This window comes from Leptospira ainazelensis (genome assembly GCF_016918785.1).
Lineage (GTDB): Bacteria > Spirochaetota > Leptospiria > Leptospirales > Leptospiraceae > Leptospira > Leptospira ainazelensis.
On record NZ_JAFFPT010000045.1, the window covers coordinates 139,112 to 165,905 of the forward strand.

The following is a 26,794-nucleotide window of genomic DNA, read 5'->3' on the forward strand; positions in this document are numbered from 1 at the left end:
GAATCCGGGAAGGTTTTCTTTCAGGTTGCAGTTTAGACCCAAGGTGTGGGGATTCGAACCTTCTCTAAAGCCTTTTTTCTCCAAAACTCCGATTTCGTACAAGGAATTTTCTCTTCGATTTTTTCTCCCCTCTTTTTGATTTTTGAGTCGGATCGAGATTCTTTTCTCACTTTGAGTTGAGCTTTTTTTGAGAATCGAATTCTTTCAAAGGAAATTTCTTTTTCCCGTAAGAGGTTTGCTTTTTCCGAAGACGATTCTTATCATCTTATGAATCGATTAAATTGGATTTGAAAAAGATTCAAATAGAAATAGAATTTATTCTTATTCTTTTGAAACGTGGAATTCAATTCAAATTTTTGCATATAGGAAGGCCTGCATCGTGTATATCCCAAAAGCCTTTGAAGAAACGGACGAAACCAAATTGATCTCCTTTATCCGAGAAAACCCGTTTGGAATTATTACTTCCGGTTCGGAAACTTCCCTGGAAGCAAGTCATCTCGTATTTCATCCGGAAAAGAATGAAACCGGAAAACTTTTTCTTTTCGGGCACTTCGCACGCGCCAACGATCACTGGAAAAAAATCAAAGGACCGGTTTTGGTAGTTTTTCCGGGAGCTCATTGTTATATTTCTCCGACCTGGGTCGGGGAAGCGCATTCCGTTCCCACTTGGAATTATGCGGCAGTCCATGCGGCCGGTAATCTGAGTTTTTTGGACGAGAAACAAACGCAAGAAAGAATTACTCAGCTTGTGGCTTCTTACGAAATCAAACCTTCCCCAGAATGGAAATTGGACTTCGACGATTCTTACTTTCAGAGAACGATCAAAGGTCTTGTCGCGTTTCAAATCGAAATTACAAAATTGGAAGGAAAGTTCAAATTAAGTCAGAATAAATCGGTCGAGATTCAGGAGCGGGTGGCGGACAAACTCGAACAAATGCCGGACGATAATTCGAAAATTATCGGCCGTTGGATGCGGGAGAATGTGAGTCGGAAGAATTCTTAAAGAAAAGAGAAAGGACGCGTCGGTTTGCGAGCCTTTTATAATTTTTCCCGATCATTCTTAAAAAATTCGATCTACACAAAAGTGATTTTGAATTTTGCAAAGTTTTCGTTCTTTTCGGACCGTAAAAAACCGAAATATCTTTTAGAATTTTGACCTTTTTTGCTTCGGTTTCGGATCTTCTCGGAACCGTTTTCGGTATGGGAATCTTATTGTTAAATTCCGATCAGGAACTTAGGTCCAGGCTTCAGGAGTCGCAAAGCGAAGTCGTTACTCTTCTCGTTTCAAGAGAGAAGTTGTCTCAATATAACGAGAAAGATCGTAAAACGTTGCCGAAGAGAATTCCTAATCTTCTGAGGATCTATGGAAAGTATTTAACTTCCGCAAAACGTTTGGGTAAGAGAGCAGGAAAAACTTCTTATCAAAAGAGCGTTGGGCGGGGGAACATGGTGAGGATCAATGTTCGGTTGAGTACCGGAAGCTGGGCTTTGCTCGGAACCTTGGCGCAGGCTCATGGAGTGTCTCGCTGTTTTTTGTTCAATTATCTTTTGTGGTTGGATGAAGTCGGAGTTGGAAGTTCTATCTTGAGAACTATGAACGAGGGAGGTCCTACCTTTCATATGAATTACAGATATATACTCCACCTCGATATCTTAAACAATAGCATCGTTCGAAGACTGGAATGCCAACCGGAGCACACTTTTTACGTTCTGGACCCCCGCGACTGGTATAATTTCTAATTCTAAATTTTTTGAATTTAAGAAAATTTAACAATAAGGACTTCAGCTTTAGAGGAAAAATCCAAAGCTCGCCGAAGTGTATATCAGGAAAGGAATATTCCAAAAATCTAATTTCGCATTAAAAAACCTCGTAAACCCGCAAACTTTTTTTCAAGCGAAACTATACTGACGATACTGGAAGATACGGCGTCTCTCCCTAATCATCGAAATTCAGAATCCCATTTTCTGAACCGCACATTCGGAAAGAATCCGGATCTTTACCAGAGAGACTTTCATTTTTTTTTTCAGGAATCGAATCCATCGCTTCATTCCCGAGCGACTCAAAAAAAAGAACTCCCCTTGACAGAAAAATCAACCAACTCCCATCGTGAACAAATGGAACCACTTAGCTCCCGAGAGAGATTGATCCAAACGACGGCGCAACTTTTGCAAGAGAAGGGATATCACGGTACGGGGTTGAAAGATATTCTAAAGTTAAGCGAAACACCGAGCGGCTCCTTGTATCACCATTTTCCGAACGGCAAAGAAGAATTGACCGCCGTCGCGATTTCGAATGCGGGAGAACGGCTGGAAAAACAGATTGAAACCGCGGTTGCAAACCATACGAACCTTTTCGGTGTTCTAAAAGAATTTACGGATCACCTCGCTCAAGAACTGGAGGAATCCGGATTTCAAAAAGGTTGTCCGATTGCGACGGTCGTCCTCGAAGTCGCTGCGGACAACGATCGAATTCAGAAGGTTTGTTCAGAGACATATTCCAGATGGCAAAATCTTCTTCAAAATCTTCTTCTCAAATCCGGAATGGAAGAATCCAGGATAGAATCCGTGGCAATCCTCGTTTTAGCCGCCGTAGAAGGCGCCTTTGTGCTTTGTAGAGCCCACAGGAGCATTTCACCCTTACACGCCGTTCGAAAACAATTGGAGAACGTCCTAAATCCGCTTATCCCAATCTAAAAGAAAGTTCTTGACCGTTTTGAGCTTTTGTATTGATTTGGTAGAACGATCTATCTAGTCGCTTTGGAGAAAACGAAATGAACCTATTTATCACAGGCGCTTCCGGTTTTGTAGGAGAGGCGGCTACTCGCATTCTTTCAAAAAAGCATTCAATAAAGGCGATGTCTCGTTCCGAAAAAACGGATGCGGTAATTCGAAAGGCGGGGGGAGAACCGGTTCGATCCGAGTTAAATTCGGTACAATCGGATTCTCTGAAAGGAATCGACGTCGTAATTCACAGCGCGGCTTATGTGGAACAATGGGGTCCCTTCGAAGATTTTTGGAAGGTCAACGTCGAAGGAACGGCTCAACTTCTCGAAGCGGCGAAAAAAGCCGGAGTCAAAAGGTTTATTTTTATCGGAACCGAAGCTGCTCTTTTTTACGGTCAACCGATGGTCGATATCGACGAATCTTATCCGTATCCGGAAAATTCTCCTTTTCCTTATTCCCGCACAAAGGCCGAGGCGGAAAAGCTTGTTCTCAAAGCGAATTCTTCGGAGATGCAGACTCTTTCTCTTCGCCCTCGTTTGATCTGGGGTCCGGGAGATAAGACGGTGCTTCCGGTTCTTTTGAAGATGATCGACGACGGAAGTTTTTCCTGGATTGATCAAGGGAACGCGCTTACCAATACTACTCATATTTACAACTTGGTTCACGCGATCGAACTTTCTCTTTCAAAAGGACAAGGTGGAAAAGCTTATTTTGTCACCGACGATGAAACATTCAAATTTCGTAATTTTCTAACCAGCCTTCTTTTGACTCAGAAGGTCACCGCGCCGAATCGTTCGATCCCGGGTTGGCTTGCCCGTTTTCTCGCGGGAATCATAGAAGGAGTTTGGAAACTTTTGAGAATTCAAAACGAACCTCCTCTTACACGTTTTAGCGCGAGTATCATGTCGAGGGATTGTACAATCAAAATCGACAACGCAAAAAAGGATCTCGGTTACAAACCTCTTCTTACCGTTCGCCAAGGTCTCGCGGAAATGCCGGTTTTGGAAGTTTGAATTTTACTCCGATAAAAAGTTACGAGTCTTTTTAAAAACGTTAGGATTCTTTTTTTTATCGTTGTTTCGACAAAGTGGTTTTTTCCGAAATTCTTCTTGCAACGGACCTAAAGTTCGATTTGAGGCATCGAGGAGATTTTTTTTCAAAAAAACTCTCCTCCAAAATCCGGAGTTCCGTCCAAAAACTTCCAAATCGACTTGATTTTACCCTCCTGGGTTGATCTTAGATTGAACTTCGCAAAATCGATTTTTTTAAAAATTCCGATTTCCGATAAAAAAAATCCAGGGATTTCTCGTTTCAAACGACTTCGATTTCGAGGAATCAAGAAAAACTTTGGCTTCATTGGAACAATTCTACCGCCGAGAAAGAAGAAAGATCCTCGCTTGGATCCGATACCGAGTTGCGGATCCGGAAGAAGCGGAAGATTTGCTTCAGGAATCCTTCGTATCCGCTCTCGGTGAGATGAACGCTGCCGGTGAAATCGAAAACGTAATCGCCTATACATACGCCGTTTTACGAAACAAGGTCAAGGATTGGTATCGAAAACGAAAATCCGGACAGTATCGTCATTCTGCGTTAGGCGAAGAATTCTCTCTCGATTCTTATCTTCCCGATACTGCCCCCAATCCCGAGAAGGAATTTTACAGAACGCTTCTCTTGGAAGAATTATCGATCGCGATTGACGAACTTCCTTCGGATCAAAAGTTCGCCTTCGTCCAGAATTCTTTTGAAGGAAAGACGTTCCAAGAACTTTCTCTGGAAACAGGAATTGCGGAAGGAACTCTCTCGGCGAGGAAGACTTATGCAAAGGAATTCTTAACCCGAAGACTCAAGGATTTGAAATCTTTATTCCTCGAAAACTTTTAAAGGATAGAATTAAATATGGAATCAGAAATGAAACACCATGGTTGTAGAAGGGGATTCTTTTTTGGAAGATTACTTTTTATACCGATCATCATTTTCGGAATCGGAGCTCTTGTTTGGCAACTTTGGAACTGGTTGATGCCTACGATCTTCGGTTTGACGACGATCGACTATTGGCAAGCCTGCGGACTTCTTGTTTTGTCTCACCTATTGATCAAACCCGGGTTCGGATGGCATAGGGGGGGAGGGCCCGGAAGGGGCAGACGTTGGAAACAAAGGGTTCGACGTCGTATGCAAGAAAAAGGATCCAAAGAGGAGAGATAAGATGCTGAAGTTGCAATATTTGGATCATATCGGGATCTCCTCCGAAAATCCGGAGAAAAGCGTCGGTTTTTATAGGACGCTTTTCGGAATGAGTTTGGACGAACGGGGTAATCAGAATATTCAAACATTAAGATTAGATAATATTCATTTGGTGATTTCGAACTTACAAAAAGGGGAGGAGAATACTTCGAGGCATCTTTTGGATCATATCGCATTTCGAGTGGATTCGGATTCCTTTGATCGCGCAAAAGACGAACTTCGTCGTTTAGAAATGGAAGTCTCCGAAGTTGTGGACCACGGTTTGGTTCGTTCGATATACTTTAAGGATCCCGACGGATATCTTGTGGAACTATTGTGTGGATGACCTCCGGCATATTTTCGAGAAAAACAATCGCTCGGAAATATGTCTTTTCACTCTATCGTTTGATTTTCTGATCGAGCTTTCTTTTTACTTTACAATTTGCGGAACTCCCTTAAATCAGTCGGCATTCTTCCGTAGTATCTCCACCGTGGAACGGTATAAAGGAAAGAGAGGAAAAATTTCGTCGATTCATCCAACGTCCATCTTCCCATGCCGAATCAAAGAAACTCAATCCCAGCCCCTCTTGCTTTCGAATTTATAAAAACCATTCGCCTTCTGGCCCTTTCCGGAAAAAAGAATTTTCGAAATTATCTGATCGATCCCTTGCTGTACGCGGGTTGGGAGCGGGAAAAGTCTCACTCCGCTCAAACTTCGGGAAAGATCATCGATAAGATCCAAGCGGATTCTCAAGATTCGGCTTATGTGCACGCCATCGGATTACACTGTAAACGTTTGGTTTCACACGCGCTTGGTGAGAATTTGTCCGCGGTCGGAGACAGTTGTATTTTCTTTTTAGAAAAAATTCAGGAACAGGAAACGGTCGCTGAAAGCAAAGAAGCCTTGGAATTTTTTTCGGTCATTGAAAAACCGCTCTCGGAATTCAGAGAACTCAATCGTTCCAAAAGCGAAAAACTCTTCGAGGATTCGATCAAGAATTTTTCTCCGGAAGAATTGAAGAACGTTTTGGAACCCGTCAAACTCGATACACACAGACAAAAAGTATACTTAGATAGAGAGGTTCATCGTCTCTACAATATGATTCTTACGGCGACTAAGTCGAACGACCTCCCCAAATGTAAAAAATTATTATCTTCGTATATTATAAAATTCAGCGATTCGGAAGATTATAACCTCCAGGAAGTGGAGAATCTGATCGGCGCTCTGGAAAAACGAGATCCATTTTTTAAGGAGAATCTCAGGGATTCGTTGGCGATCGAACTCTACTATCTGATTACGAAAGGAATTTTGGAAGGAAATCCCAAAAAGGCGATTCAAGGAATTCGAAAATACGCTCATATTTTTGAAGGTGATCCGAACGCGAAATATTATTACGAAATCGACGGGTTGGAACGAAAACTCTACGGCATCATACGTGAAAAAGATATTATGAAAGATATTAAAAAGGGAATTTAAAATGGCGACACTTACCATTCAGGAAAAGAAAGAAGGGAATCTTTTGATTCTTCAGATTCAAGGCGAGATCGACGCAAAGACGGCGCCGGATCTCAAGCTCAAACTGGAATCTTCCATAGGAAACGGATCCACACGAATCGTCTGCGACTTTTCCGGGGTTTCTTATATCGCTTCGGCGGGCATAGGAGTTCTCAATTCGATTCTTAAATTCTTAAAAGAAAAATCCGGAGAATTGGTTTTTTCGAATATAAAAAAAGAAGTTAGGGATACGATGGATCTTATGTATTTTACAAAAAAAATCAGGACTTTCGAGACCGTAAAGGACGCGTTAGCCGGATTTTGAACCGCGCAATGGATGCGAAAAAAGAAAAAATTCATACTTTCCCAAACGATCTTTCCGAATTAGCCAAGGTGCGTGAAGAGGTTCGAAACTTTCTGGGAAACGAATGCGGGGATCTGATTCGGGGGAGACTCGTGTTTGCCTTGGACGAAGCGATTACTAACGTAATCGAACACGGGTTTCCAGATCAAAACGCGTCTAACGTAGAACTTAGGATGCAAAAAAATCGAAAATCCTGGCGGTTTACTATCACCGATGAAGGAATTCCGTTCGACCCTACGTTAAAAAAAAGTGATACTTGGAAAGAACTTTTTGAAACCGGAGCCGACGGAGGGTTCGGTCTTCGTTCTCTAAAAAAAATCATGACGGTCCGTTATTCCCGTCTTAAAAAACCTGCACGCAACCGACTTACCTTAATCCATTCGAGGAACGACAATGATTCGAAGTAAACTCCTTCGGAAATTCCTTCCGGGCATACGTGCGAAGTTATCCTTTTTTACGGCGATCCTTGTAGTATCCATTCTCGCGATAACCTCCTTCGTCAATTACAATCAGCAGAAGAGCGCCTTGGAAGAGAAGATGAATTCGGAACTCAAGGCGCCTCTTGAGTATGTGAACGGCGCGGTTCTGGAACTCGAAAACTTGAGTCACAGTCTGATTTTGATCGAAGAATTTAAAATTCGCGTCAAAGAAAAAAAACAACAACTCAGTAAATTTAAAAGAAGGGTCCTTCGGAAAGAAGGAGGACTTTTTGGAGCGCTTAAATCTTTCGGGGCGTCCATCGGTTTAAAAGTAAAGTATAACTATTATCAAAAATCAATCGATACCTACTTTACCCGATATCTTTCCGAAAAAGAAATTCAAGAGTTTGAAACCAAGGTAAAGGGAGAATTAAGAAAGGAAAACGGAGCGCCTATCGATTCCAAACTTTATCAAAGGATGTTGAGTCTGGCAAAAGAGACCGCGTCCGCGAAAATCGCCGCAGAATCCGCAAACGCCCGGATCGAGGAGGTCGACGAAACTATCAAAGAATTGGAGACTTCGATTTACGCCTCCGAAACCGATTTCAAAAAGAAGAATATTCTAATTTCGGAAAAGGAAAAACTTTCAAAGGAAATTAAAATTCTACAAAGGGACGTTCCGACATTGGAAAAAAAATCAGCGTTAGGTGAAACTGCTCTTACAAAAACGTTGCAGAATTTTTTTAAAGGCGCTTATAAGGACAAGATCGCTTCTTTGGGACTTCTTCCCGATAAGGTTCGAATTCTCGCTTACGACACTTCCGGAAAACAAACCCTCGATACGGGTCTGTTATTTCCTCAGTCTTCCGGAACTGGAAAAAAGTTATTGAGCCTAAAAGAATTCGAGGAAAGTCGAGCGGGTTTGTTTCAAAATCAGGACATATTCAAGGCGATTCAAGAATACGGAGAACCGGAAAATTACGAAGTCGGCGGAAGACAATACGAAGTTTCGTACCGTTCAGTTTTTAGAAATCCGGGAACGGCGGAGAGATCCAAAATTTTAGCCGACGAAATTTCCGAAAATGGGAACGGATGGAAAGAATATTTCGAAGAGGATAAAAAATTCTCCTTAGGCCTCGGTGAACTTTCTCAAAAATTAAAAACCCGACTTTCGGAATTGAAAAAAAAAGGAAAGGTTAAGCCGTCCTCCGATTTGGAGTTTAAGAATTTATATTCCCAATATAGGAAAATTCTAAAAAGCAGGGAAGATATATTAGAAGAATTGAATCCGTATAAAAAAGATCGAAAAAAATGGGAAGAGGATTGGAATTCTGAAAAAAAATCCCTGACGAACGTATCGAAATCGTTAAACGAAGAACTTCTTTTCTGGCGGAAAAAGGAAGTGATGCCGATCAAGTCCGACGAAAACAAAATTTCGACGGAAGAAATTCAGGAAAAGATTCGTTCTTTGGAAGCCAAGGCCGAAGAAGTGCGGGAGGTTTTGGAACGTCTCGAGACGGGCAAAGGAGATTGGACTGAAACTAAAATCTTTCAAGTACCGGATACTTTTTCCGGATTGAGAGAAGCGGCTTTGGACGAGTTTGCGTTTCTTCCGTATCGTTCCGATTCCAATTCTATGAGACGATACTGGAAGGACGAAGAAGAAAGAAAACTTACAAAAAAGAAATGGGCTCTTCTGAGGGAATGGATTTTGAGCGGGAATTCGGAAACCGAACTTCCTAAGTCCAAACTTCCGATTTTAGATTCTGGAATTTTGATTCGAAGCAGGAGTGAAGCCGAAGAATGGATGTGGGCCCTCGATTCCACTCCTTTGTTAAGCGACATCGAAGGTGAAACAAAAGGACTCGGTTACGATCTTCTTCTCAAAAATCATTTAGGGTATAATATCGTTCTTTTGGATCGAACCGAAGGTTTGAGAAAAATCCGTCGGAATCGGGAAGCACTTCTACGTTATACGTCTTTGATCGGATGTTTTGCGGTTTTACTCGCCTATCTCCTCGCATGGGTTGCCGCGAAACGAATCAAGGTAATCATCGATAAAACGGAAGAAGTCGGAAAAGGAAATCTCAACGTAGAGTTTCCTCCGTCAGGGTACGACGAAATCGGAATTTTGGGCGAATCTCTCAATCAAATGATCCACGGCCTAAAAGAGAGGGAAGAGATGAAAGGGGAACTTCTCGCCGCAGAGGAGATTCAGAAACGCCTTCTTCCCGATAGACTTCCTAGTAATCTTGGAAACGCCGTCGAGTTCGGGGCGTTTTACAAGGCGATGGCCGGAGTGGGCGGGGACTATTATGATTTTATAGAACTCGGTAGAACCGAGGTTGCACTTTGTGTGGGCGACGTTTCCAATCACGGAGTCGGACCTGCGATCGTCATGTCCTTGTTTCGAGCGCAGGTTCGTTCGATTCTTAGAAAAGGAGAAAGGGATCTTCGAAAAATTCTTCTCGAACTAAACGAATATCTTTATTCGGATACTCCGGATCATATTTTTGTCACTTTTTTTATCGCAATTTACGATCAGAGCTCGGCTAAGATGCGTTATATCTCGGCCGGACACGTAAAACCGTTGTTATACGACGCATCCGAGAAAAAATTAAGGGAACTTCCCGGAGGCGGTCTTCCGATCGGGATGGATGAAAATTCTTTTTTTGAAACAACCATCGAACCGAAGGCGTTTCAGATGGATCCGGGGGACATTTTCTTTCAATATACCGACGGTCTTGACGAGGCAAGAAATTCGAAAGGCGTCATGTATGGAAAAGATCGAATTTTTCAGATGATCATTGCAAACGCGAATAACGCGCCGACCCAAGTCATCCAGGCGATTGTGGACGATTTGGATTCCTATACGGGGAAAAGTATCGGAAGTTCCGGATTTTCGGAACTTTCCGACGATATAGCGATGATTTCGATGAAACGAAAAAGTTAACCAACCGTATTCTTTTTCCATTCCGGATAACGTGCGCCCTTTGCGATTCCCTTTGGAGCGATCGAATCGATTTCTTTTAAATCGTTTTCGGTTAGTTTCACTTTCAACGCTCCGAAGTTTTCTTCGAGATACGGAATTCTTTTTGTTCCCGGAATCGGTACGATATTGTCTCCTTGTGTCAAAACCCAAGCCAACGCAAGTTGAGAAGGTTTACATTCTTTTTGTCTTGCAAGACTTTCTATTTTTTGAACGAGTTCTAAATTCTTCGTAAAGTTCTCTCCTTGAAAACGAGGAGACATTCTACGATAGTCATCCGGAGCAAAGTCCTCAAACCTCTTGATTTGTCCGGTTAAAAACCCCCTTCCCAAAGGGCTATAGGCGACAAAGCCGACTCCAAGTTCTTTGCAGGTGTCGAGTATGTCGTCCTCGGGTTCCCGACTCCAAAGCGAATATTCGTTTTGTATCGCTGAAATAGGATAAACTGCATTCGCTTTTCTTAATGTATCGGAGTTGACTTCCGAAATTCCCACATAACGAATTTTCCCTTGTTCGACCAAACGACCCATGGCTCCTACCGTTTCTTCGATCGGAGTATTTGGGTCAAGACGGTGCATATAATAGAGATCGATCGTTTCGACTTTCAGACGTTTCAAACTCGCTTCGCAGGAGGATTGAACATACTTAGGAGTTCCGTTGTAACCGCGGACCGAGGGATCGGACGGGTCCCTTACGATTCCGAACTTTGTCGCTAAAGTAATTTCCGAACGAATTCCTTTGAGAGCGAGACTCAGTAATTCTTCGTTGATATAAGGACCGTACATGTCCGCCGTATCCCAAAAAGTAATACCGAGTTCGTAAGCTCTTCTCAGCGTCTTTAATGATTCGGAATCGTCTCTTGTTCCGTAAAATTCGCTCATACCCATACAACCTAAGCCGAGCCTCGAAGTTTTCAAACCTTGTGTTCCTAATGACGTCATCTTTGTTAGACATTCCTTATGGATATTTTTATCTTGAGAATTTAAAATCGTAAAATATACAATTTTAAATTCAAAATAGAATCTTGTTGTAAAACTAAATTCTACTAATATACTGTGTTGGAATTCTCAACCCGTCAAGGAATAGTTTCATGTCTCGAAAATGGATTGGTATGTTTATCCTATTTACGCTGTTAGGCGTCTCCGCTTTGAACGCTCAGGTCCCAGCCCCGCCCGAAATCAAAACCGCCAAAACAAACCAGCCAACGAAACAAGATCTTACAACGAGGAGGAACATGCTCGAATGGCATCAAATCTCCGGTTTTATCACCTTAGGTCTTTGGTTGGCTACAAACCTGGAAGGGGAAAAGGCGAAGGATAGCTTATATCGAAAATCGGATGAGTTCGCGCAAGCGATGCTTCTCGTCCACCCCGAATACGCTACAAACGATCCTCTCTACGCGGTCGCATTGTTTCAGGGGTTAAATCAGAATAGTATAGCTGCGGATTATTTTTTACTCAAAGATCCGGCAAATAATCTTCCTCTTTACTTGGCCCTAAAGTCCGAAGAGGAATGGGAAGCTAAAAGTTCGGGTTCCTTTCATAAACAATTAGCATATGCAACATTTGGAATGTATGCTTTGACTGCGGGATTGGCCTATTTTGCTCCTAAGAGGATCGTAGACTCCGAAGATTCCGACGTAAATATTTACAGCCCGATTTTTGCGCACAAGGCCCTTATACCGATTCATTTGGCCGCGTTGTTGCTTATGCCGTCCTTGGGGGAAAAAATCGGGAAGAACGGTCCGGACGCTGCGAGGGAGATGCAACAAGTCGGTTGGGTCGGGTTCGGAGCGCTTTCCATTTCTTTACTCGTCATTACTTTTTAAGGAAACAAATCAAGATGAAACTTCTCAATCGTATTCTACTTTTGGCTCTGATTTTATTTTCCATTCCTAACTTCGCGTCCGAAGTATTAAAAAAAGACATTACGTTTTTTGCAATTCATCCTATGAAAGAAGTGCACGGAGTCTGTAAGGAAGTTCAAATCGATTCTCCAAAAATCCAGGCAGCCGGGGGCGGTTATAAACTCTCCGAGCCCTTTCAGATCAAGGTCCCCGTTTTGAAACTTCATTCCGGAGACGAGAATCGAGATTCGCATATTATGGAAATCTTAGGTTATCCGGAAACTCCGGAGATTTCGGCCGTCATCGAGTCGGTTTCTCAATCCGGTGAATCGTATTCGATCAAAGGCAAACTTACGATCAGAGGAATCACACAATCTTTTGATTCGGCTGCGAGAGTAGAAACGAAAGACTCGGGACAAATCCGAATTTTGGGAAAGGTGAATATCAAGTTTTCCGATTTTAAACTGGAAAGACCTTCTCTTCTTTTTTTGAAAGCCAAGGAAGAAATTGAAATCGGATACGATTTTCTGATTAAGATCTGACTAAAAACGATCTTCGCAGTTTTGTCGTCGCCAATGAGGACGTCTTGTTTTCATTCAAGCTTCGGTTTTAAACGATTCTTAGATAAGGAATCGAGAATTATTTCTTGACAGAGAAATTCTTTCGTCCTCAATTCAGTTCGCCGGTTTTATTTTAGAATGGAGCGACCAATATGTCTTCTCTCATCGTCACACTCGTGTTATTCTATTTTCTCGGAATGTATTTGATCAATTACGTAGTAACAAAGAAAGAAATATGATTTTAGGTCACTACGCATCCGCGCTCATTCCCTATAGCAAATTTAAAAAGTATCCGTTCTGGATTCTTCTCCTTTGCGCCAATATCCCGGAGTTTCTCTGGTTGTTTCTGGCTTTGGCCGGAATCGAACCTACGATTCCCGCTTCCCTGTTGGACGCGACCTTTCAGAATCTCCAAGTGCAGATGACATACAGCCACAACTTGGTTCCGGCTTTTATTCAGGGAGGGATCGTTTTTGCGATCGTTTTTTTAGTTTTTAAGAATGGGGCTTTTTCGCTCTGGTGCGGATTCTTGACCGTATTTCACGTGTTATGCGATTTGATAGTCGGCTTCGAGCACCAGCTTTTGACTCCGGATTCTATGGTTGTTTCTCTGAATTCTTATCTTTATTTTCCGCACGTTGCGATTCTCATAGAATTCGTTTTTAGCCTCGGTTGTATCTTTTGGTATGTTCAAGCCGAGAAGAAGAACGGATCGCCGGTTTCAAAACGAAAGCTCGTTTGGTTGATTCTTATTTTTGGAGTTGGAATCCTGATGTGGTTACCGAACGCCACGATTCCACTGAAGGCCTTGTTGCCGTTTTAACGTTTCGATCGGTTGATAATTTATTTTTTATTTTAGTTTGGTTTGACTAAAAAGGAACAAACTAAAGGATTCCTTCCGGAGCATTCGTTTGGAACCATTTCTCATATTCGTATTATTTTTATTCGGCCTTTATACTTTTTTTCAATCGAAGGGTTTAAAAAGAGAAGTTGAAGAATTAGAATCCAGAATTCGTATCTTAGAATTCTCTCTCAAAAAAGACAAAAAACCCGATACGGCGAATGCTCTTACGAAAGAAGAAGCCCCAAAAGCAGAAACGATCGTTCCTCAAACGTTAGACGCTCCCGTGCCACCGAAGGAAATTCCTTCCGAAAAAATCGTAGTTAAGACGACGGCGAAGGTTCTCACGCCGACCAAAACGATTCCAACTGAAATAAAATCCTCAACTCCGGTTGTAAAAACACAAGAGCCGATTGCGCCGACGGCGCCGCAAGAACCGGGATTGATCGTTCAGTTCTGGAAAAAAATCGAAAAACCGCTTTCTGAAAATTGGACCGGGATTTTGGGTGCGGTCATTCTTGTGGCAGGAATCAGTTTTCTCGGAATTTACGCGTTATTCATCCTTTCTGCCTTTTTCCGTTGTCTTCTTGTTTTGAGTTTCGCAGGAGTTCTTTTTGGACTTTCTTTGTGGCTTGGAAAAAAATCGGAATTCAGAACGATTTCCCTCGCTTTGAAAAGTAGCGCGGCCGCGGTCTTTCTATTTGTCTCTTTGGGAAGCGGTTATATCGAAACCTTGAAGTGGTTGGAAAATTCCTATTTGGCTTTGGCGGTTCTGACATCTGGAATTTTGCTCAATCTTTTTACGGGTTATCGATCTAAAAATGAAACATTCGCTTCTTTGCATACGATTTTAGGGCTGGTTTCGATTTCGATTCCTCAGGCTTCCGGATTTACGTTAGGCGTAACGGCGCTGATCTGTTTACCCGGAGTGATCTGGAATTATTCCGAAAGAAGACAGCTTCATTTACTGATCGTGAGTACGGGTTTTTTTGCCGCTCATTTGTTTTGGAATCATCAGATTTATTCAACATCCAGGCCCGCAGGTTTAGAAGTCGTATTTCCGATCGTCTGTATTCTTCCGGTATTTTGCGGCGCGTTACTCGTTCATTATAGGGAAACGCTTTACGGCAAAAAAGAGTTCGAATTGTTTCCTTTGGTCAGCCATCTTCTCAACTGGTCTTATCTAGGAATCAGTCTGATTCAGTATTCTCAAAAATCCAAATACAGTACTATTCTTTTGTTTTTTGCCGCGGGAGTCGTTTGGGTTCTTTCCTCAACTGCAAAACGAAAGGATATTTCCTGGTTATTTCTGACCGATCGTTTGGTTTCCCAGTCTCTGATCGTATTTGCGATCTTTTCGCTCCATCTGTGGAGTTTGGGAAATCTTTCGATCCTCGCGATCTTGGCGCTTGAAATCCTGATTTTCTCTTGGATTTGTTTTAAAGAAGACAATCGATTTTTGGAAAGAGTTTCTCTTTCTCTCACAACTCTCGTTTTCGGAATTTTGATTTTCTTTTCTTATAAAGAATTTTTTGACTCACCGTCTCCCGGTCTCGTAGTTCAAGAAGCCCTTGTTTCTCAGATCGGTTACGGTTTGTTGATCATTGCTCTGGTCGGATTTATCGGAATTTTAGAAAGAAAGTTTCCGATCGTTAAGGAAGAATTGTCTTTAACATCTTTGCTCGTGACCGTCATGGGATTGTTAGCCGGTGGCGGATTGTTTTCGCTCTATCTTTTTTTCTCCAAGGAAACTTACGGAATCTGGATTCCTTCCATTTTGTTAGGCGTCATTCTGATCTTGAGAGAAAGGCTTTTTTCGAAAAGGCTTCTTTTTACGATTTGGATTCTAACACCTTTGGTCACATTGACGTTATGGAAATCGATCGCCACAATCACGGAAGAAAATCCGGAAAGAATTTTGATCGTGTCCCTTCCTTGGCTCCTTCCGTTTTTAATTTATCTAAAAAATTGTAGGATCGGAGAAGGGAATCGGCAAATTTTTTGGCCGGGAATTTTCGGTTTTACTTCTCATTTGATTTTCACTTCTTATTTTTATCTCAATCTGAAAAGTTCGCTTCTTTTCGGATCGTTTGCGATTCTTCTTTCGCTTCTGTATCTTGAATTGGGGAAATGGTCACATAAAAATGAAAAAGAAAAAACCGCCGATCAAGAAAAACTCTTCCACTCTTTTTATATTCTCGCATTCGTATTAGCAGGTTTATTTTTATTGAGACATTTCTCAGTCGAGTTTCAGGCCTCCTCGATTCTATTCGGAATTCCCGCCCGTTTCTGGATCGAAATCCTCGCGGCCTCCTTATTTCTCTACTGGGTTTTATTTCCCGAGGAAGAGTTTTCGTCCTTATCCTGGCTGAGATCCGCACAACCGCTTTTTTGGGAACTGCTGATTGCCGTCGTTGTGATCGGAATTTATACCGAAACACCGGGACGAATTCTTTCGTTCGCAATGGCTCTTACAACTTTGATTTTATTTTTTCTTTCCAGGATCAAATCTTTCAAGACGGAAAGGTTTACATTGTATGTTTATCTTTTTTTTATATGGACCAACCTGGAAATTTTTTTAGGAGGAGAAACGACCGTCTTCGCGGCTCGGAATGAATTTCCTTGGGAACAAAGGGGGTTTCAGATCGTGTCGATTTTTGTTCAGCTTGGAACGATCTTTTTTATATTTCCAAAACTGAGTTTAGAAGGATTGGAATCTCAGTTTATCGGATGGACTCGAATTTGGAAGGTTCCACTTCGATTCTTTCAGAAATTCTATAATTTATTGCCTGGATATTTAGGAATTTTCGGAGTCGTATTCGGAGTCTACGTTTACACAAAAGATATTCTTTCTCCGATTTCCGGCCTGATTGTGGGGCCGGCTTGGGCGCTTTTATCCGTTTTATTTTTAGAATTGGGCCGATTTTTCAGTAGAAAGGGTGGTTCTTTATCGGGCGGGATTCTTTCGGATTTTTTCAAACGTGCGTCCTGGTTTGGTCTGATCGCTTTTTCAGGTCACTATGTCTATGTGGACTTACAATCATCCTATCTTTTTATCGGATTTTTATCGGCGGCTCACTGGATAGGATTGCTCGGACTATTGAGCTGGATCTATTGGGCGACTTCGAATATTCAAGAAACTGAATCAATTCCTTTCTGGAAGGTCGTAACACCTTTGTTAGCCGAAGGATGTCTTTTCTTTTTAGGATTGATCTCTTATTCCACCATAAACGAATCTTGGGTGAGCGTGGCCTTTGCGATCGCCTCGCTTTCGGTTTTGGAAATCGGAATTAGAAAGTCGGAGGCTCTTTCCCGATTTCGCTGGTACGGGATTTTGTTTCATCTTTTTGCCTGCTTCTATCTTACGTTTATCGTATCTACCGAGGATAATCCGATCGCTCAATGGTATCAGGCAAAATGGATTCCGGGATTATTCACGATTTTTCTTTTATTCTTATTTGTCTATCGGGCTTATCGGGGTTACGGAAAAGAAACGATTTCATTTCCGCAAGGGCTCGGTTTTTTAAAGGGAATCTCGGAGAAAACGGGAGCCTATTTAAACGGAGTAGTATATTATCCTTTCTTTATAGGTATTTTTCTCTTCTTGTATTGGTCTTTTTCAAGCGCGGTTCTTACTCTTTTATGGGCGACTCTAGCGTTTCTGATTTTCCTTCTCGGATTGTTTTTGAAAGAATCCTGGTTTCGATATCTTTCCCTTGGGTTATTGTTGTTTTGTGTGGGACGATTGGTGATCCACGACTTATCCTCCGCCGGAACGATTCTTAAGGCGGTGGTCTTTTTGGGAGTAGGAAGTATATTGCTTTTAATGAATACGATTTATAATAAATACCGGGATCGGTTTTAAATGAAAAGATTGATTTTTTTTATTGGAATTATGGGTTTTGGCGGCGCGCTTATGGTCCTGTTGTATCGGGAACAGATTCAAACCGAGCGAACTTCTACGTTAGCTCCCTTTTATCAGATTCTTGGAAAGCCGATTCGTACCATGAATCGGGCGTTGACCAAAGTGTTGTCGGTGGATTCTCTCGATGAAAAAGAATACGGAGACGCGATACGGGAACGTTTTTCGGAACTCAAAAACGTCGGCGACAAAGACTACGACTATCTCAATCAATTGATCGGTTCACTTACGGTTTACAAACAAAAGCCGTTCGATTACACCGTTTACATCATGGAAGAGGAGTCTCCGAATGCGTTCGCGCTTCCAGGAGGAGTTATTTTTGTCACAAGAGGTTTGTTGGAAACTCTAAAATCGGAACACGAGTTGATTTCCGTCCTTTCGCATGAAATCGGACATATCGAAAAATCGCATTGTATGGACGGAATTCGATTCGAACTTTTGGCGAAAAAAATAGGAACCGATACGTTAGGCAAACTTGCAGACTTCGCATTCCAGACGATGACAAGACACGCGTATAACAAAACTCAGGAAGACGAAGCCGACGAATACGCTTACGATTTGATTTTAAATACCACTTACGATCCGAACGGAGTCGGTCTCGCTTTTTTGAGGCTGGAAAAATATTCTCCTGAAACCGGTTCAAAAAAAGCGAAATTGTTCAGCGAGTATTTCCAATCCCATCCGCATATGGATCTGAGAAGGGAAAAATTTTCCGAAAGAGCGAATCTCTGGTGGGAAAATCATCCGGAAGAACGCAGATACAAAGGGATTCGTAACTTAAAATCCAGAATCACTTTCGAAAAAAAAGATTACGAAGAAGAATGGACCGAAGGGCGAAAATCTTAAAAATAAAATTCCGATAAAAAAGAATTCTAAGGTAAATGTAAAAACGGATTTCGAAATTTACCACCTTACAAGAAACAGTCGATTTCTACTTTTAAAACCGATGATAAAAAGAAATCCAACTTTCGGAATTCGAACTGAAACTTCGGTGGGGTTGCATGTAAGCGGCGTAAGACCAAAATTAGGAGACCGTTTTGACTCTGTTTTTTTCCCGATGTTCCAAAGGAGTGATCTTTCGAATTTGTTTGAATACCCGGTTGAACGTGGACTTCGAATTAAAACCCGCGGCGAGCGCGATCGAAAGAATCGAACGTTCCGGTTCCGATTGGAGCATAACGCAAGCTTCTTCGATTCTGTATTCGTTTAAAAACTGATTGTAATTTTTTCCGAATTCACCGTTGATAAATTCCGAAAGTTGAGAGGAGTTTATCTCGAAACCGTTTTCATTCAATTCTTTGGAAAGCATTTGAAGACTTAGATCTTCGGTTAAAAAAACTTTTTCCGAATCCATCAAAGTAAGAATCATCTCTCTTAGGGAATCCTTGTTTAGACCTTTGATTCGAGAGTTTTTGTATTCTCTCGTTTTGTTTCTGATTCTCAAGGGTTCGAAATATCTTCGATCCAAAAGATAGATTACGAATACGCATACGCTGGCTACAAAACCCCCCATTCTTAAAAAATTCTCACCTTCTAAAAAATGATCGCTCCACGCCGAAAAAGACGCAATCGATATCAAAACGATCGAGAGTAAAAGGGCAATACGCATTCTCAACCAAATCGAATCCTTACGACTCCAGAATTTAAGAATGAAGTAGAGAAGAGATCCTGAATAGAACAGCATCGATATCTTCGGAAAGGAAGCGATCCAAGCGATGGAATAAAAATAAAACCGCAAAACTGCGTTAGTTGTTAGTTGGGAATGAGAGGATTGCAGAAGATTATGCGAAAAAGATTCTATTTCGATCTTTGTTTGCGGATCTATAAAATAAAGAGGAACCATATAAATGAAAACAAGAAGGGCGGGAATAAAGTGAAGGAATAAATTCTTAGTGATTTGAAAATCGGGATCCACGATATCTTTAAGAAAAAGATACAACAAGGGCCCGGTACAAAATGCGACGGGAATATGCGACATTCTAAAAAAGGCAGTCGGGCCTTCTAAGATCCCGTAGTATAAGAAACCGAGATAGATTTGCCATACGCCGATACAAAACATAAGAGAAGAAAGAAGATACTTTCTTCGATCTTTTCCTTCGGTGACAAGTTGTCCCGCCGCCGCGGTAAGAGCGAGAAAACCGCCGAAAAAAATTCCTGTTATTAAAAAGTCGTTCACATTGAGTCTCAAATCATGATCTGAGGCGACGCGCCTCGTTGAAGAATGATATACTCGGCCGAGGTATGGGAAATGAAAGTTGAAAAAAATAATTTTTTCGTCAAGAGCGACGGCTCTCAAAACATCGCGGTAAACTCTTACTTTTTAAACGGAAATGAGTCGAAAAGTCCGCTCGTCTTATTTCCGGCAATGGGTATTCCCGGTAAGTTTTACGTTAAGGTCGCGCTCGAGTTGGCAAAGGCCGGAAATTTTGTCTACGTAGTCGATCTAAGAGGTTCCGGCGAAAGTGGTCCGGTTCCTTCAAAAAAAAACGATTTCGGTTATAGCGATTTGATATATAAGGATTGGCCTTCCGTCCTGGAAACGATTCGATCCAAACATCCGAATAAGAAACCGATTGTCATCGGACACAGTTTAGGCGGACAGTTGAGTTCTATCTATGCGGGTTTGTTTCCGACGGAGATACAAGGGTTGATTTTAGTCGCGACGGGAACTCCGTTTTTCAAACACTTTCCGATTCTCCATAAATTCATTTTTCTTTCCTTTTACGGATTTAGTTGGCTCCTATCTTCTTGGCTCGGTTATTTTCCGGGAGACAAATTGAAAGTGATGGGTCGCAATGCCAGACAGCTTATGAAGGATTGGTCGAAAGTCGGAATGACCGGAACGTTTCGAGATTCGGAAGGTAAAAGTTTGGAGGGAGTATTCGCTTCGATCGTTTGTCCCGTACTTTGCATTTCCTTTTCCGATGATACATATGCGCCTAAAAAACCGGTAGAGGCTTTGTTAGGACGAATCGGCGCTTCGGATATCACAAGACATCATGTGGATCCGGAAGACGAAGGAGTTTCTTCGATCGGCCATCTCGGTTGGATGAAAAACGCGAATCTCGTTTCCGTAAGAATCTTAGAATGGACTAAGGAAAAAATAAAATGACAAAACTCGAATCTCCGTCTTTGAGCGGGGGACTCTTTTCGAAAAAAAGTCTGATCTATTTTTATATCAATACCGCGATTACCCTTCTCGCAGGGAATATGTTCAATTATACCTTGATCATTTATTCCTTGGACGTCACTCAGTCTCAGACTTTCGCAGGTTCCATCTTTTTTGCGAACGTATCTCCCACAATTTTGTTCAGTTTTTTTGTGGGCGCCATTTTGGATCGATACTCTCGATTGAAAATACTTTATCTCTTTCAAACAAATTTTATTCTTTCGGGAATTGTTTTGGGATTTCTCGTTCTATCGGGTAAAATGAGCTACGATCTGCGATATATTCTGATTCTACTTTCAGCATACAACGGACTTGCGCTTACGTTTATCATTCCCGGCAGATTGACCTTGCTCGGTAACTTGGTGGATGCAAAGGACACCGCGAAGGCGACGATGATGCTCAACATTCTTATCATCATAGGTTTCGGCTTGGCGCCTATGTTTGTCGGATTGATCAAACAAAAATACGATTGGTATGTTTTGTTCTTTTCCATTTCCGGTTTGTATTTTTTAGGATATCTGTTTTTGACGTTTGTAAAAATAAAAGAAACGATTCACGTAGACAAGGAAACGATCTGGTTCGGACTTAAGAGAGGATTTGTCTTTTTGCGTTCGGAATCCCTCTCCATAGAATTACTCATTCTTACGATGTTTGCCATCTTCATGGTCGGACCGATGCAGGTGGTTCTTCCGCAATTTGCGAAAAACATACTATTCTTAAGTGAAAGAGGCCGAGGTCTCTATATGGGAATGTTAGGTCTTGGATTGTTGATCGGAGGAATCGGGGCCAGACTTTTGCACGATCGTTTTCACAGGGGATATACGATGCTCGGAGCGACCTTTCTTTCGGGGATCACGGTATTAGCCGTCGCAAATTTTCCTTACACGATCGTCTCCGCGTTTCTTCTGCTTATTGTGGGAGTTTTAGGAGGATTGTTAAGCGCACTGATTCCTTCCACCTTACAGATCATTACGCCGGATAACGTGCGCGGGAGGGTCATGAGTTTTTATAGTCTCGTATTTCAGGCAACACCCGCGCTTTCCGGATTAATAACGGGGAAACTCGCGGATACATACGGTCAATCTTGGTCTATCGGATTTTCGGGAGGGTTTATCCTCGTTTGCGCCGTTTTCTGCGCGGTTTCGTTTGCAAAACTACGCGCCTTTCGGTAAAGGAAAGACGCGACTTCGTATTAATTTTCGATCAAAGAAGAATGGTATCCTTCCGGAGTTTCATATCCCATGATATCGAGGATCGTCGCGGCTACGTTCGCCAAACCGGGATCCTTGATTTTGGAATTCAAATTGAGTTTGTTTTCAGGATCTAAAACTGAAAAAGGAACCGAGTTGAGGGTGTGGCTCGTTTTTGGAACGGGGTGACCGCTCGCGTCTCTCTCCACGTTTCCTTTTTTATCGAGTTGATACATTTCGTCGGCGTTTCCGTGATCGGCGGTGATCATCAAGACTATATTCTGTTTTTCACATATTCTCCAGAGCCTTTCCACACAACCGTCCAAAAATTCCATCGCCTTTACCGTCGCATGGTAGTTCCCGGTATGTCCTACCATGTCTCCGTTGGCAAAGTTGACTCGATAGAAGTCCTGTTTGTTTTCGGTAAGAGCTTTTTCGAGAGCCTCCGTGATCAAAAGGGCTTTCATTTCCGGACTCTGGTCAAAAGGAATCACGTCGGAAGGAATCTCCTTGTATTCTTCCGTTTTTTGATCAAAGTAGCCGCTTTTATTTCCGTTCCAGAAATAAGTCACGTGACCGTATTTTTGTGTTTCGGATAACGCGTATTGTGCGATTCCAGAGTTGGCCATATACTCCCCCAAGGTTCGATCGATCGCGGGCGGTGCCACCAAAAATCGTTCCGGGAGTTTTAAGTCTCCGTCATACTGCATAATTCCAGCGTAGACGATATTCGGAAGCGGTCCGCGATCGAACTTTGTCAGATCCTTTTGGGTAAAGGCGAGCGAGATTTCGATCGCTCGATCTCCTCTGAAATTTGTGAATACGACGGAATCTCCGTCTAAAATCTTTCCGACCGGATTTCCGTTTTCCGCAATTACAAAGGACGGGAGATACTGATCGATCACTTTCGGATCTTCGGTTCGAAAGGTTTCGATCGCATCTTTTGCGGAGGAGAATTTTCTACCTTCTCCTTTTACGTGGACCGCCCAGCCTCTTTCGACCATGGACCAATCCGCTTCGTAACGATCCATCGTAATCGTCATACGGCCTCCGCCGGACGCGATTTTGATATCCGTTCCATTCTTTCTAAAAGAATCCAACCATTCCTCAAAAGGATTCAAATAATCTAATGCAGATTTTTCAGGAACGTCTCTGCCGTCCAAAAGAATATGAAGACGGATTTTAGAGACATTCTCCGCAATCGCTCGTGAAATCAAAGCTTTGGTATGATCGATATGCGAATGAACGTTTCCGTCCGAAAAGAGACCTAACAAGTGTAAGGTGGAATGATTCTTATTTACGTTTTCGATCACTTCTTTCCAGGCTTGACCTTGAAAGATGGATCCGTCCGAAATCGAATTGGAAACGAGTTTGGCGCCTTGATCGAAAATTCTTCCGGAACCTAAAACGTTGTGACCGACTTCGGAATTTCCCATATCCTCGTCGGAAGGCATTCCTACCGCCTTACCATGGGCTTGGATATGGAGAGTCGGAAATTGATTCCAGACACGATTTAAAAAAGGGAGATTGGCGCCGGCAATTGCGTTTCCGAATTCAGCGCCGCGAGGCGAGTAACCGACCCCGTCTAAGATAACGAGCAGAGCCTTTCTAGGCCGAAAGGTGTATTTCTTGGAAAGCTTCATGTTAGATTCATGGAACCAGCCGGCTATCAAAGAAGTCAAGAGAATCAAATCTGAAAAAAACTTGGAAATTTGCTTCCCTTCGGTAGTTCCAAAGAAAAAATGAAGTTGAACAATCGAAAAGCCTTCCGAAAATTCTCAAACCTATTTCAATAGTCTAACACTGGAGAGGCGATGTCGAAACCGGTTTTAAATCAGGCGTTGGTCGCCGCAAACTCAACGCAGTTGACTTTTTTAAAAGTTAAAAAAATCAACGAAGTTGTCAGTTATTATCTCAACGATAGACTGACTCATTCCGTATACAAAGCTGTCGTTTCTCAAACTAGTTATAAGAATGCGAGATCGCAAAATCTCTTTCAAGTAGACTCGAAAGTTCCCGAAGCGGCGGAGCTCACTTCTGCGGAAGTTGTGTTTCATATCAAAAGATTATTGGAAGACGGGGTTGCGCTTCAGTTCGCATATTTTTGTATCGATCCTGCTACGTCGGAATTAAAATTAAAGCCGTGTTACGTTGCCTATCCCGATGCGGAGCTCGGGGATCTAACTCGTCTATATCTTTCTCTGATCGATCTTTCCATCAATTCCATACTCAGTTATTTGGAAAGTAGACCGCCTCTGAGTAAGGAAATTCTTTGGGAGGATTTGGAAGCCGACGCAAAGGGTGAGAATGTTCAAAAGCTCAAACTTTTCTTTAATCCCGAAGCCTATTTCAAACCTCCGTATCTAAACATTCCTCTAAATCCTGAATATTCAAAAGATATGATATCCGAGATAACCGACGGATTGATCAAAAAGGGAAGAATCCGGGAAATTCCGGAATACGGCAATTTGATCGTGAAGGTAAAAGAACTTCAAAGTTTATTCGAACTTGTGGACGAATATCATCAAAAGAAAGTTTTTCCAAAATACAAATGGGCGATCGCGGATGAATTTACGACGATTGCACACGAAGAACGAATTCATAAAAACGATCCGTCCTTGGCTCCGACCGCCTCCTTTGGAAAAAGAAGAGCCGAAGCGATCGACAGGGCGTTAAAAGCGGATCCAGAAAAAAAACAAAAACAAAACTTTATGGGAGTGGAGCTGATTCACGGTTTGAGCGAAGAGATCGAGGCTTCTTTGAATCATTCCTATCACGATCATATCCGGACCCGTTTTCATGAGATGAGCGACCATCTCTCCAAACAGAGCGGAAGATGGGATAAACTTGTTTTATTCATACCCGACGAGGAGTTTAGATCTTTCCCGGCGGAACTCAAGAGACTTCTTACGGAAGACATCCAGATCGCTTATTCTCCCTGGGAAACTAAAGGAATCACGATGCATTCCTTTTTAAGAAGAGAACCCGAGACCGTCAAATCGATCATCAAAAGTTTGGCGCTCGTGACTTCCGTAGAAGCGTGGAAAATTCTAAGCATTCGAAATCTCATCGAACAAAACGAAGATTCGATCAGAATCATATTCAAGGATGAAGAATTCGTTAAGAGTTACGGGAAAGTTCTTAGAAAAGGATATGTGGAATATTTCCCCTGGTATTTTCCGATTTTGGACTTATTCGGAATCGCGAAGTTGTTCCAGGACGTTTTTTTTCATACCGCGAAGGATAAGATCCGATCGGAACAATCTTTGTTGCGAACCAAAAATCGGGACGCCGCTATGAAATTGGAACAAGCAGCAATTCAGGACAAATTAAAAAACGAAGAAAGGATTCGATTGCTGGAGCAGAGATCGAAACTTTCGGAGGCTCTCAATCGATTCTACTTTGAGAAAAATATTCCGCCGGTTTTAAAAGACATACTCTATGAGATTCAGGGATATTCTCCGGAATTGATTCAGCAGATCGTAGATCGAGAAAAATTTGTTCTCATTCCGGACCCTGCGGGCGATAAAACTGATTCCATTCTCATTTATCCGGGGGACGAATCCTTTCGATCGCGTGCAAGAGAAATCCACAAAATCATGGCCGAGCGAAAAAGGCTTCTCGAACACAAAATGAAAAACAAGGAAGACGATCTCGTTTATGAAAAGATATCTAAGGTGGTCAAATATATCGATTCTTGGTTTGCGTCGAAGCCGGAGCAAACGAACTCTTCCACAAAAGGTTTGAAAGTATCGGCCTCGGATGAAATCGACGACCCTTATGAAACGTTTCGGAGAGAGATTACCAAAGCCAAAGGAAAGGAAAAAATATCAGCTTGAAGGTATATTCCAATTTAATCATATAATTTGGATTTTATAATAAGAAACCGGATTCTCGCAGGCTTTAGTTCCCGAAAAAATTCTTTCCAGATTCTCATTCTTACGGACTAAAGGTTTGTTTACAGAATAGTCTCAAAATCGAGAATATTCAATTATGCGTAATTCTGTCGGGTTTTGTTTTTTGGGAATTTTCTGCGGTTTGCTTTTTTGTAGCAAAGCTGAAAAAGTGGAAATGGATCTATCAAAAGGCGGTGTGGGAATGTTTGTGAATATTCTTCCCGTGATATTTCCGGTTTCCGAAAATCCTTTCGACCTTACGATTTTACCCCAGAGTTTGAACGAAGGCCAATCCGTTTCAATTACGCTTACCTTAAAAACAAAAAAAGAAAACGAAGAAGAATATCGATTTGTTTGGGCCGAGACTGCGGGAAACCCCGTCGTTTCACCTGCGAGTTTTATTTATAAGAGCGGTGTGAATTCTACCAATCTTACAGTGAATCCGATCGATAACGATTGTTTAGAAGACACGATGACCTTGAACGCAACTCGGGTTTCCGATTCTAAAGTTTTTGCTTTGAGTTTTAAGATCATCGATATGGACAAATGTATTTTTCTGGCGAGCAATTCTACCGTTCCCGGAGTAAGCGGTCCGGGTTTTACGGGAAATTTGGGAGGAATCGCAGGCGCGGATGCGAAGTGTCAGGCCGAGAAACCGACGGAACTCCCTGGAAACGCTTCCGAATACAAGGCGCTTTTAGGAATTACAGGCGTAAGAAATCCAACACAGGCTCCTTCCACCGCCGCAAACGATTGGCCTTTGAAAATCGGAGTTCGTTATTTTTCCTACAGCGCTTCGGCTCCCGAAGGAGCGCTGATCGGAACCGGTGTCAGCAATGGAATCGGGTCGGGAAGCGGAGTTTTTTCTTTTCCTCTCGAGTCAAGCATCGATCATTCTTCCGATCCCTCTATGTTGAATTTTTGGACGGGATTGGGGAGTAGTTTTGATCCGGTCGGCGGAACTTACGATTGTGCTTCTTATACGAACGGAACTACCGGCTTTGGTTATGACGGTCTGAGAGGGGCTACAAGCGCTTCGGCGATTTCCAGTTACTACTATGATTGTTCCAACTTGGCCCGTTTGATCTGCGTCCGGCAATAATCGCATTCGAAGAATCCGGAACCGGGCTTTCTCGAATGAGAATAAAATTCAGTTCTC

General features: G+C 42.3%; 23 protein-coding genes. 20 read left to right on the plus strand and 3 right to left on the minus strand.

What is annotated here, in order from left to right; genetic code table 11:
* Positions 1 to 379 precede the first annotated feature (379 nt).
* The 11 genes from JWG44_RS11795 to JWG44_RS11845 all read left to right on the plus strand — a co-directional run bounded on the left by JWG44_RS11795 (position 380) and on the right by JWG44_RS11845 (position 10,175).
* Positions 380 to 1,003, plus strand: coding sequence for an FMN-binding negative transcriptional regulator (locus JWG44_RS11795; RefSeq protein ID WP_205275149.1), 624 nt, complete (start codon positions 380 to 382; stop codon positions 1,001 to 1,003).
* A 197-nt stretch (positions 1,004 to 1,200) separates the two neighbouring features.
* On the plus strand, positions 1,201 to 1,740 hold the full coding sequence (locus JWG44_RS11800; protein WP_205275288.1) for a DUF1564 domain-containing protein: 540 nt from the start codon (positions 1,201 to 1,203) through the stop codon (positions 1,738 to 1,740).
* A 375-nt stretch (positions 1,741 to 2,115) separates the two neighbouring features.
* Positions 2,116 to 2,694, plus strand: a complete 579-nt coding sequence (locus JWG44_RS11805; RefSeq protein ID WP_205275150.1) for a TetR/AcrR family transcriptional regulator — start codon at positions 2,116 to 2,118, stop codon at positions 2,692 to 2,694.
* Positions 2,695 to 2,771: 77 nt separating this feature from the next.
* Positions 2,772 to 3,737, plus strand: a complete 966-nt coding sequence (locus JWG44_RS11810) for an NAD-dependent epimerase/dehydratase family protein (RefSeq protein ID WP_205275151.1) — start codon at positions 2,772 to 2,774, stop codon at positions 3,735 to 3,737.
* A 334-nt stretch (positions 3,738 to 4,071) separates the two neighbouring features.
* Complete coding sequence (locus JWG44_RS11815) at positions 4,072 to 4,605, plus strand: RNA polymerase sigma factor (protein WP_205275152.1); 534 nt, start codon at positions 4,072 to 4,074, stop codon at positions 4,603 to 4,605.
* Positions 4,606 to 4,620: 15 nt separating this feature from the next.
* Positions 4,621 to 4,926, plus strand: a complete 306-nt coding sequence (locus JWG44_RS11820) for a hypothetical protein (protein ID WP_232371612.1) — start codon at positions 4,621 to 4,623, stop codon at positions 4,924 to 4,926.
* 1 nt (position 4,927) lies between these two features.
* Positions 4,928 to 5,290 carry a VOC family protein gene (locus tag JWG44_RS11825; RefSeq protein ID WP_205275154.1) on the plus strand — a complete coding sequence of 121 codons (363 nt, stop codon included), beginning with the start codon at positions 4,928 to 4,930 and terminating at the stop codon, positions 5,288 to 5,290.
* A 207-nt stretch (positions 5,291 to 5,497) separates the two neighbouring features.
* On the plus strand, positions 5,498 to 6,421 hold the full coding sequence (locus tag JWG44_RS11830; RefSeq protein ID WP_205275156.1) for a hypothetical protein: 924 nt from the start codon (positions 5,498 to 5,500) through the stop codon (positions 6,419 to 6,421).
* A 1-nt stretch (position 6,422) separates the two neighbouring features.
* Positions 6,423 to 6,764 carry an STAS domain-containing protein gene (locus JWG44_RS11835; protein ID WP_205275158.1) on the plus strand — a complete coding sequence of 114 codons (342 nt, stop codon included), beginning with the start codon at positions 6,423 to 6,425 and terminating at the stop codon, positions 6,762 to 6,764.
* An 8-nt stretch (positions 6,765 to 6,772) separates the two neighbouring features.
* Entirely contained in the window at positions 6,773 to 7,210 is a 438-nt protein-coding gene (locus tag JWG44_RS11840; RefSeq protein ID WP_205275159.1) for an ATP-binding protein, read from the plus strand.
* On the plus strand, positions 7,197 to 10,175 hold the full coding sequence (locus tag JWG44_RS11845) for a SpoIIE family protein phosphatase (protein ID WP_205275161.1): 2,979 nt from the start codon (positions 7,197 to 7,199) through the stop codon (positions 10,173 to 10,175). The genes JWG44_RS11840 and JWG44_RS11845 overlap by 14 nt, the downstream gene beginning before the upstream one ends.
* On the opposite strand, the gene JWG44_RS11850 is transcribed toward JWG44_RS11845, so the two are convergent.
* Entirely contained in the window at positions 10,172 to 11,152 is a 981-nt protein-coding gene (locus JWG44_RS11850) for an aldo/keto reductase (protein WP_205275162.1), read from the minus strand. The genes JWG44_RS11845 and JWG44_RS11850 overlap by 4 nt on opposite strands.
* 149 nt (positions 11,153 to 11,301) lie before the next feature.
* Here JWG44_RS11850 and JWG44_RS11855 point away from each other — a divergent pair, with 149 nt between their 5' ends.
* The 5 genes from JWG44_RS11855 (at position 11,302) to JWG44_RS11875 (ending at position 18,226) form a co-directional block, all read left to right on the plus strand.
* Entirely contained in the window at positions 11,302 to 12,039 is a 738-nt protein-coding gene (locus JWG44_RS11855) for a hypothetical protein (RefSeq protein ID WP_205275163.1), read from the plus strand.
* A 14-nt stretch (positions 12,040 to 12,053) separates the two neighbouring features.
* Entirely contained in the window at positions 12,054 to 12,599 is a 546-nt protein-coding gene (locus tag JWG44_RS11860) for a YceI family protein (RefSeq protein ID WP_205275165.1), read from the plus strand.
* A 253-nt stretch (positions 12,600 to 12,852) separates the two neighbouring features.
* Positions 12,853 to 13,440 (plus strand): hypothetical protein, encoded by a 588-nt coding sequence (locus tag JWG44_RS11865; protein WP_205275166.1) that lies wholly within the window; start codon positions 12,853 to 12,855, stop codon positions 13,438 to 13,440.
* A gap of 88 nt (positions 13,441 to 13,528) precedes the next feature.
* Positions 13,529 to 17,323: a DUF2339 domain-containing protein gene (locus JWG44_RS11870; protein WP_205275168.1), complete on the plus strand. Its 3,795-nt coding sequence runs from the start codon at positions 13,529 to 13,531 to the stop codon at positions 17,321 to 17,323.
* Positions 17,324 to 18,226, plus strand: coding sequence for a M48 family metallopeptidase (locus JWG44_RS11875; RefSeq protein WP_205275169.1), 903 nt, complete (start codon positions 17,324 to 17,326; stop codon positions 18,224 to 18,226). It begins immediately after the preceding gene.
* 178 nt (positions 18,227 to 18,404) lie between these two features.
* On the opposite strand, the gene JWG44_RS22550 is transcribed toward JWG44_RS11875, so the two are convergent.
* Positions 18,405 to 19,556: a helix-turn-helix domain-containing protein gene (locus tag JWG44_RS22550; protein WP_205275171.1), complete on the minus strand. Its 1,152-nt coding sequence runs from the start codon at positions 19,554 to 19,556 to the stop codon at positions 18,405 to 18,407.
* 72 nt (positions 19,557 to 19,628) lie between these two features.
* On the opposite strand from JWG44_RS22550, the gene JWG44_RS11885 reads away from it, so the two are divergent.
* Entirely contained in the window at positions 19,629 to 20,492 is an 864-nt protein-coding gene (locus JWG44_RS11885) for an alpha/beta hydrolase family protein (protein ID WP_205275172.1), read from the plus strand.
* Positions 20,489 to 21,721, plus strand: a complete 1,233-nt coding sequence (locus JWG44_RS11890) for an MFS transporter (RefSeq protein WP_205275173.1) — start codon at positions 20,489 to 20,491, stop codon at positions 21,719 to 21,721. Before JWG44_RS11885 ends, JWG44_RS11890 begins: the two co-directional genes overlap by 4 nt.
* 20 nt (positions 21,722 to 21,741) lie before the next feature.
* Here the strand turns inward: JWG44_RS11890 and gpmI are convergent, their stop codons facing one another.
* Entirely contained in the window at positions 21,742 to 23,382 is a 1,641-nt protein-coding gene (gene gpmI / locus JWG44_RS11895) for a 2,3-bisphosphoglycerate-independent phosphoglycerate mutase (RefSeq protein ID WP_205275175.1), read from the minus strand.
* A 171-nt stretch (positions 23,383 to 23,553) separates the two neighbouring features.
* Here gpmI and JWG44_RS11900 point away from each other — a divergent pair, with 171 nt between their 5' ends.
* Together JWG44_RS11900 and JWG44_RS11905 are read left to right on the plus strand one after the other, a co-directional pair.
* Positions 23,554 to 25,578, plus strand: coding sequence for a hypothetical protein (locus tag JWG44_RS11900; RefSeq protein ID WP_205275176.1), 2,025 nt, complete (start codon positions 23,554 to 23,556; stop codon positions 25,576 to 25,578).
* Between the two features lie 154 nt (positions 25,579 to 25,732).
* Positions 25,733 to 26,737 carry a DUF1554 domain-containing protein gene (locus JWG44_RS11905; RefSeq protein WP_205275178.1) on the plus strand — a complete coding sequence of 335 codons (1,005 nt, stop codon included), beginning with the start codon at positions 25,733 to 25,735 and terminating at the stop codon, positions 26,735 to 26,737.
* Positions 26,738 to 26,794: the final 57 nt, after the last annotated feature.

Bases quoted from the DNA above. Each gene is read 5' to 3' on its own strand.
- JWG44_RS11800 (WP_205275288.1), top strand. From the start codon at position 1,201: ATGGGAATCTTATTGTTAAATTCCGATCAGGAACTTAGGTCCAGGCTT.
- JWG44_RS11805 (WP_205275150.1), top strand. From the start codon at position 2,116: ATGGAACCACTTAGCTCCCGAGAGAGATTGATCCAAACGACGGCGCAA.
- JWG44_RS11810 (WP_205275151.1), top strand. From the start codon at position 2,772: ATGAACCTATTTATCACAGGCGCTTCCGGTTTTGTAGGAGAGGCGGCT.
- JWG44_RS11820 (WP_232371612.1), top strand. From the start codon at position 4,621: ATGGAATCAGAAATGAAACACCATGGTTGTAGAAGGGGATTCTTTTTT.
- JWG44_RS11825 (WP_205275154.1), top strand. From the start codon at position 4,928: ATGCTGAAGTTGCAATATTTGGATCATATCGGGATCTCCTCCGAAAAT.
- JWG44_RS11830 (WP_205275156.1), top strand. From the start codon at position 5,498: ATGCCGAATCAAAGAAACTCAATCCCAGCCCCTCTTGCTTTCGAATTT.
- JWG44_RS11835 (WP_205275158.1), top strand. From the start codon at position 6,423: ATGGCGACACTTACCATTCAGGAAAAGAAAGAAGGGAATCTTTTGATT.
- JWG44_RS11840 (WP_205275159.1), top strand. From the start codon at position 6,773: ATGGATGCGAAAAAAGAAAAAATTCATACTTTCCCAAACGATCTTTCC.
- JWG44_RS11845 (WP_205275161.1), top strand. From the start codon at position 7,197: ATGATTCGAAGTAAACTCCTTCGGAAATTCCTTCCGGGCATACGTGCG.
- JWG44_RS11850 (WP_205275162.1), bottom strand. From the start codon at position 11,152: ATGACGTCATTAGGAACACAAGGTTTGAAAACTTCGAGGCTCGGCTTA.
- JWG44_RS11855 (WP_205275163.1), top strand. From the start codon at position 11,302: ATGTCTCGAAAATGGATTGGTATGTTTATCCTATTTACGCTGTTAGGC.
- JWG44_RS11860 (WP_205275165.1), top strand. From the start codon at position 12,054: ATGAAACTTCTCAATCGTATTCTACTTTTGGCTCTGATTTTATTTTCC.
- JWG44_RS11865 (WP_205275166.1), top strand. From the start codon at position 12,853: ATGATTTTAGGTCACTACGCATCCGCGCTCATTCCCTATAGCAAATTT.
- JWG44_RS11875 (WP_205275169.1), top strand. From the start codon at position 17,324: ATGAAAAGATTGATTTTTTTTATTGGAATTATGGGTTTTGGCGGCGCG.
- JWG44_RS11885 (WP_205275172.1), top strand. From the start codon at position 19,629: ATGAAAGTTGAAAAAAATAATTTTTTCGTCAAGAGCGACGGCTCTCAA.
- JWG44_RS11890 (WP_205275173.1), top strand. From the start codon at position 20,489: ATGACAAAACTCGAATCTCCGTCTTTGAGCGGGGGACTCTTTTCGAAA.
- gpmI (WP_205275175.1), bottom strand. From the start codon at position 23,382: ATGAAGCTTTCCAAGAAATACACCTTTCGGCCTAGAAAGGCTCTGCTC.
- JWG44_RS11900 (WP_205275176.1), top strand. From the start codon at position 23,554: ATGTCGAAACCGGTTTTAAATCAGGCGTTGGTCGCCGCAAACTCAACG.
- JWG44_RS11905 (WP_205275178.1), top strand. From the start codon at position 25,733: ATGCGTAATTCTGTCGGGTTTTGTTTTTTGGGAATTTTCTGCGGTTTG.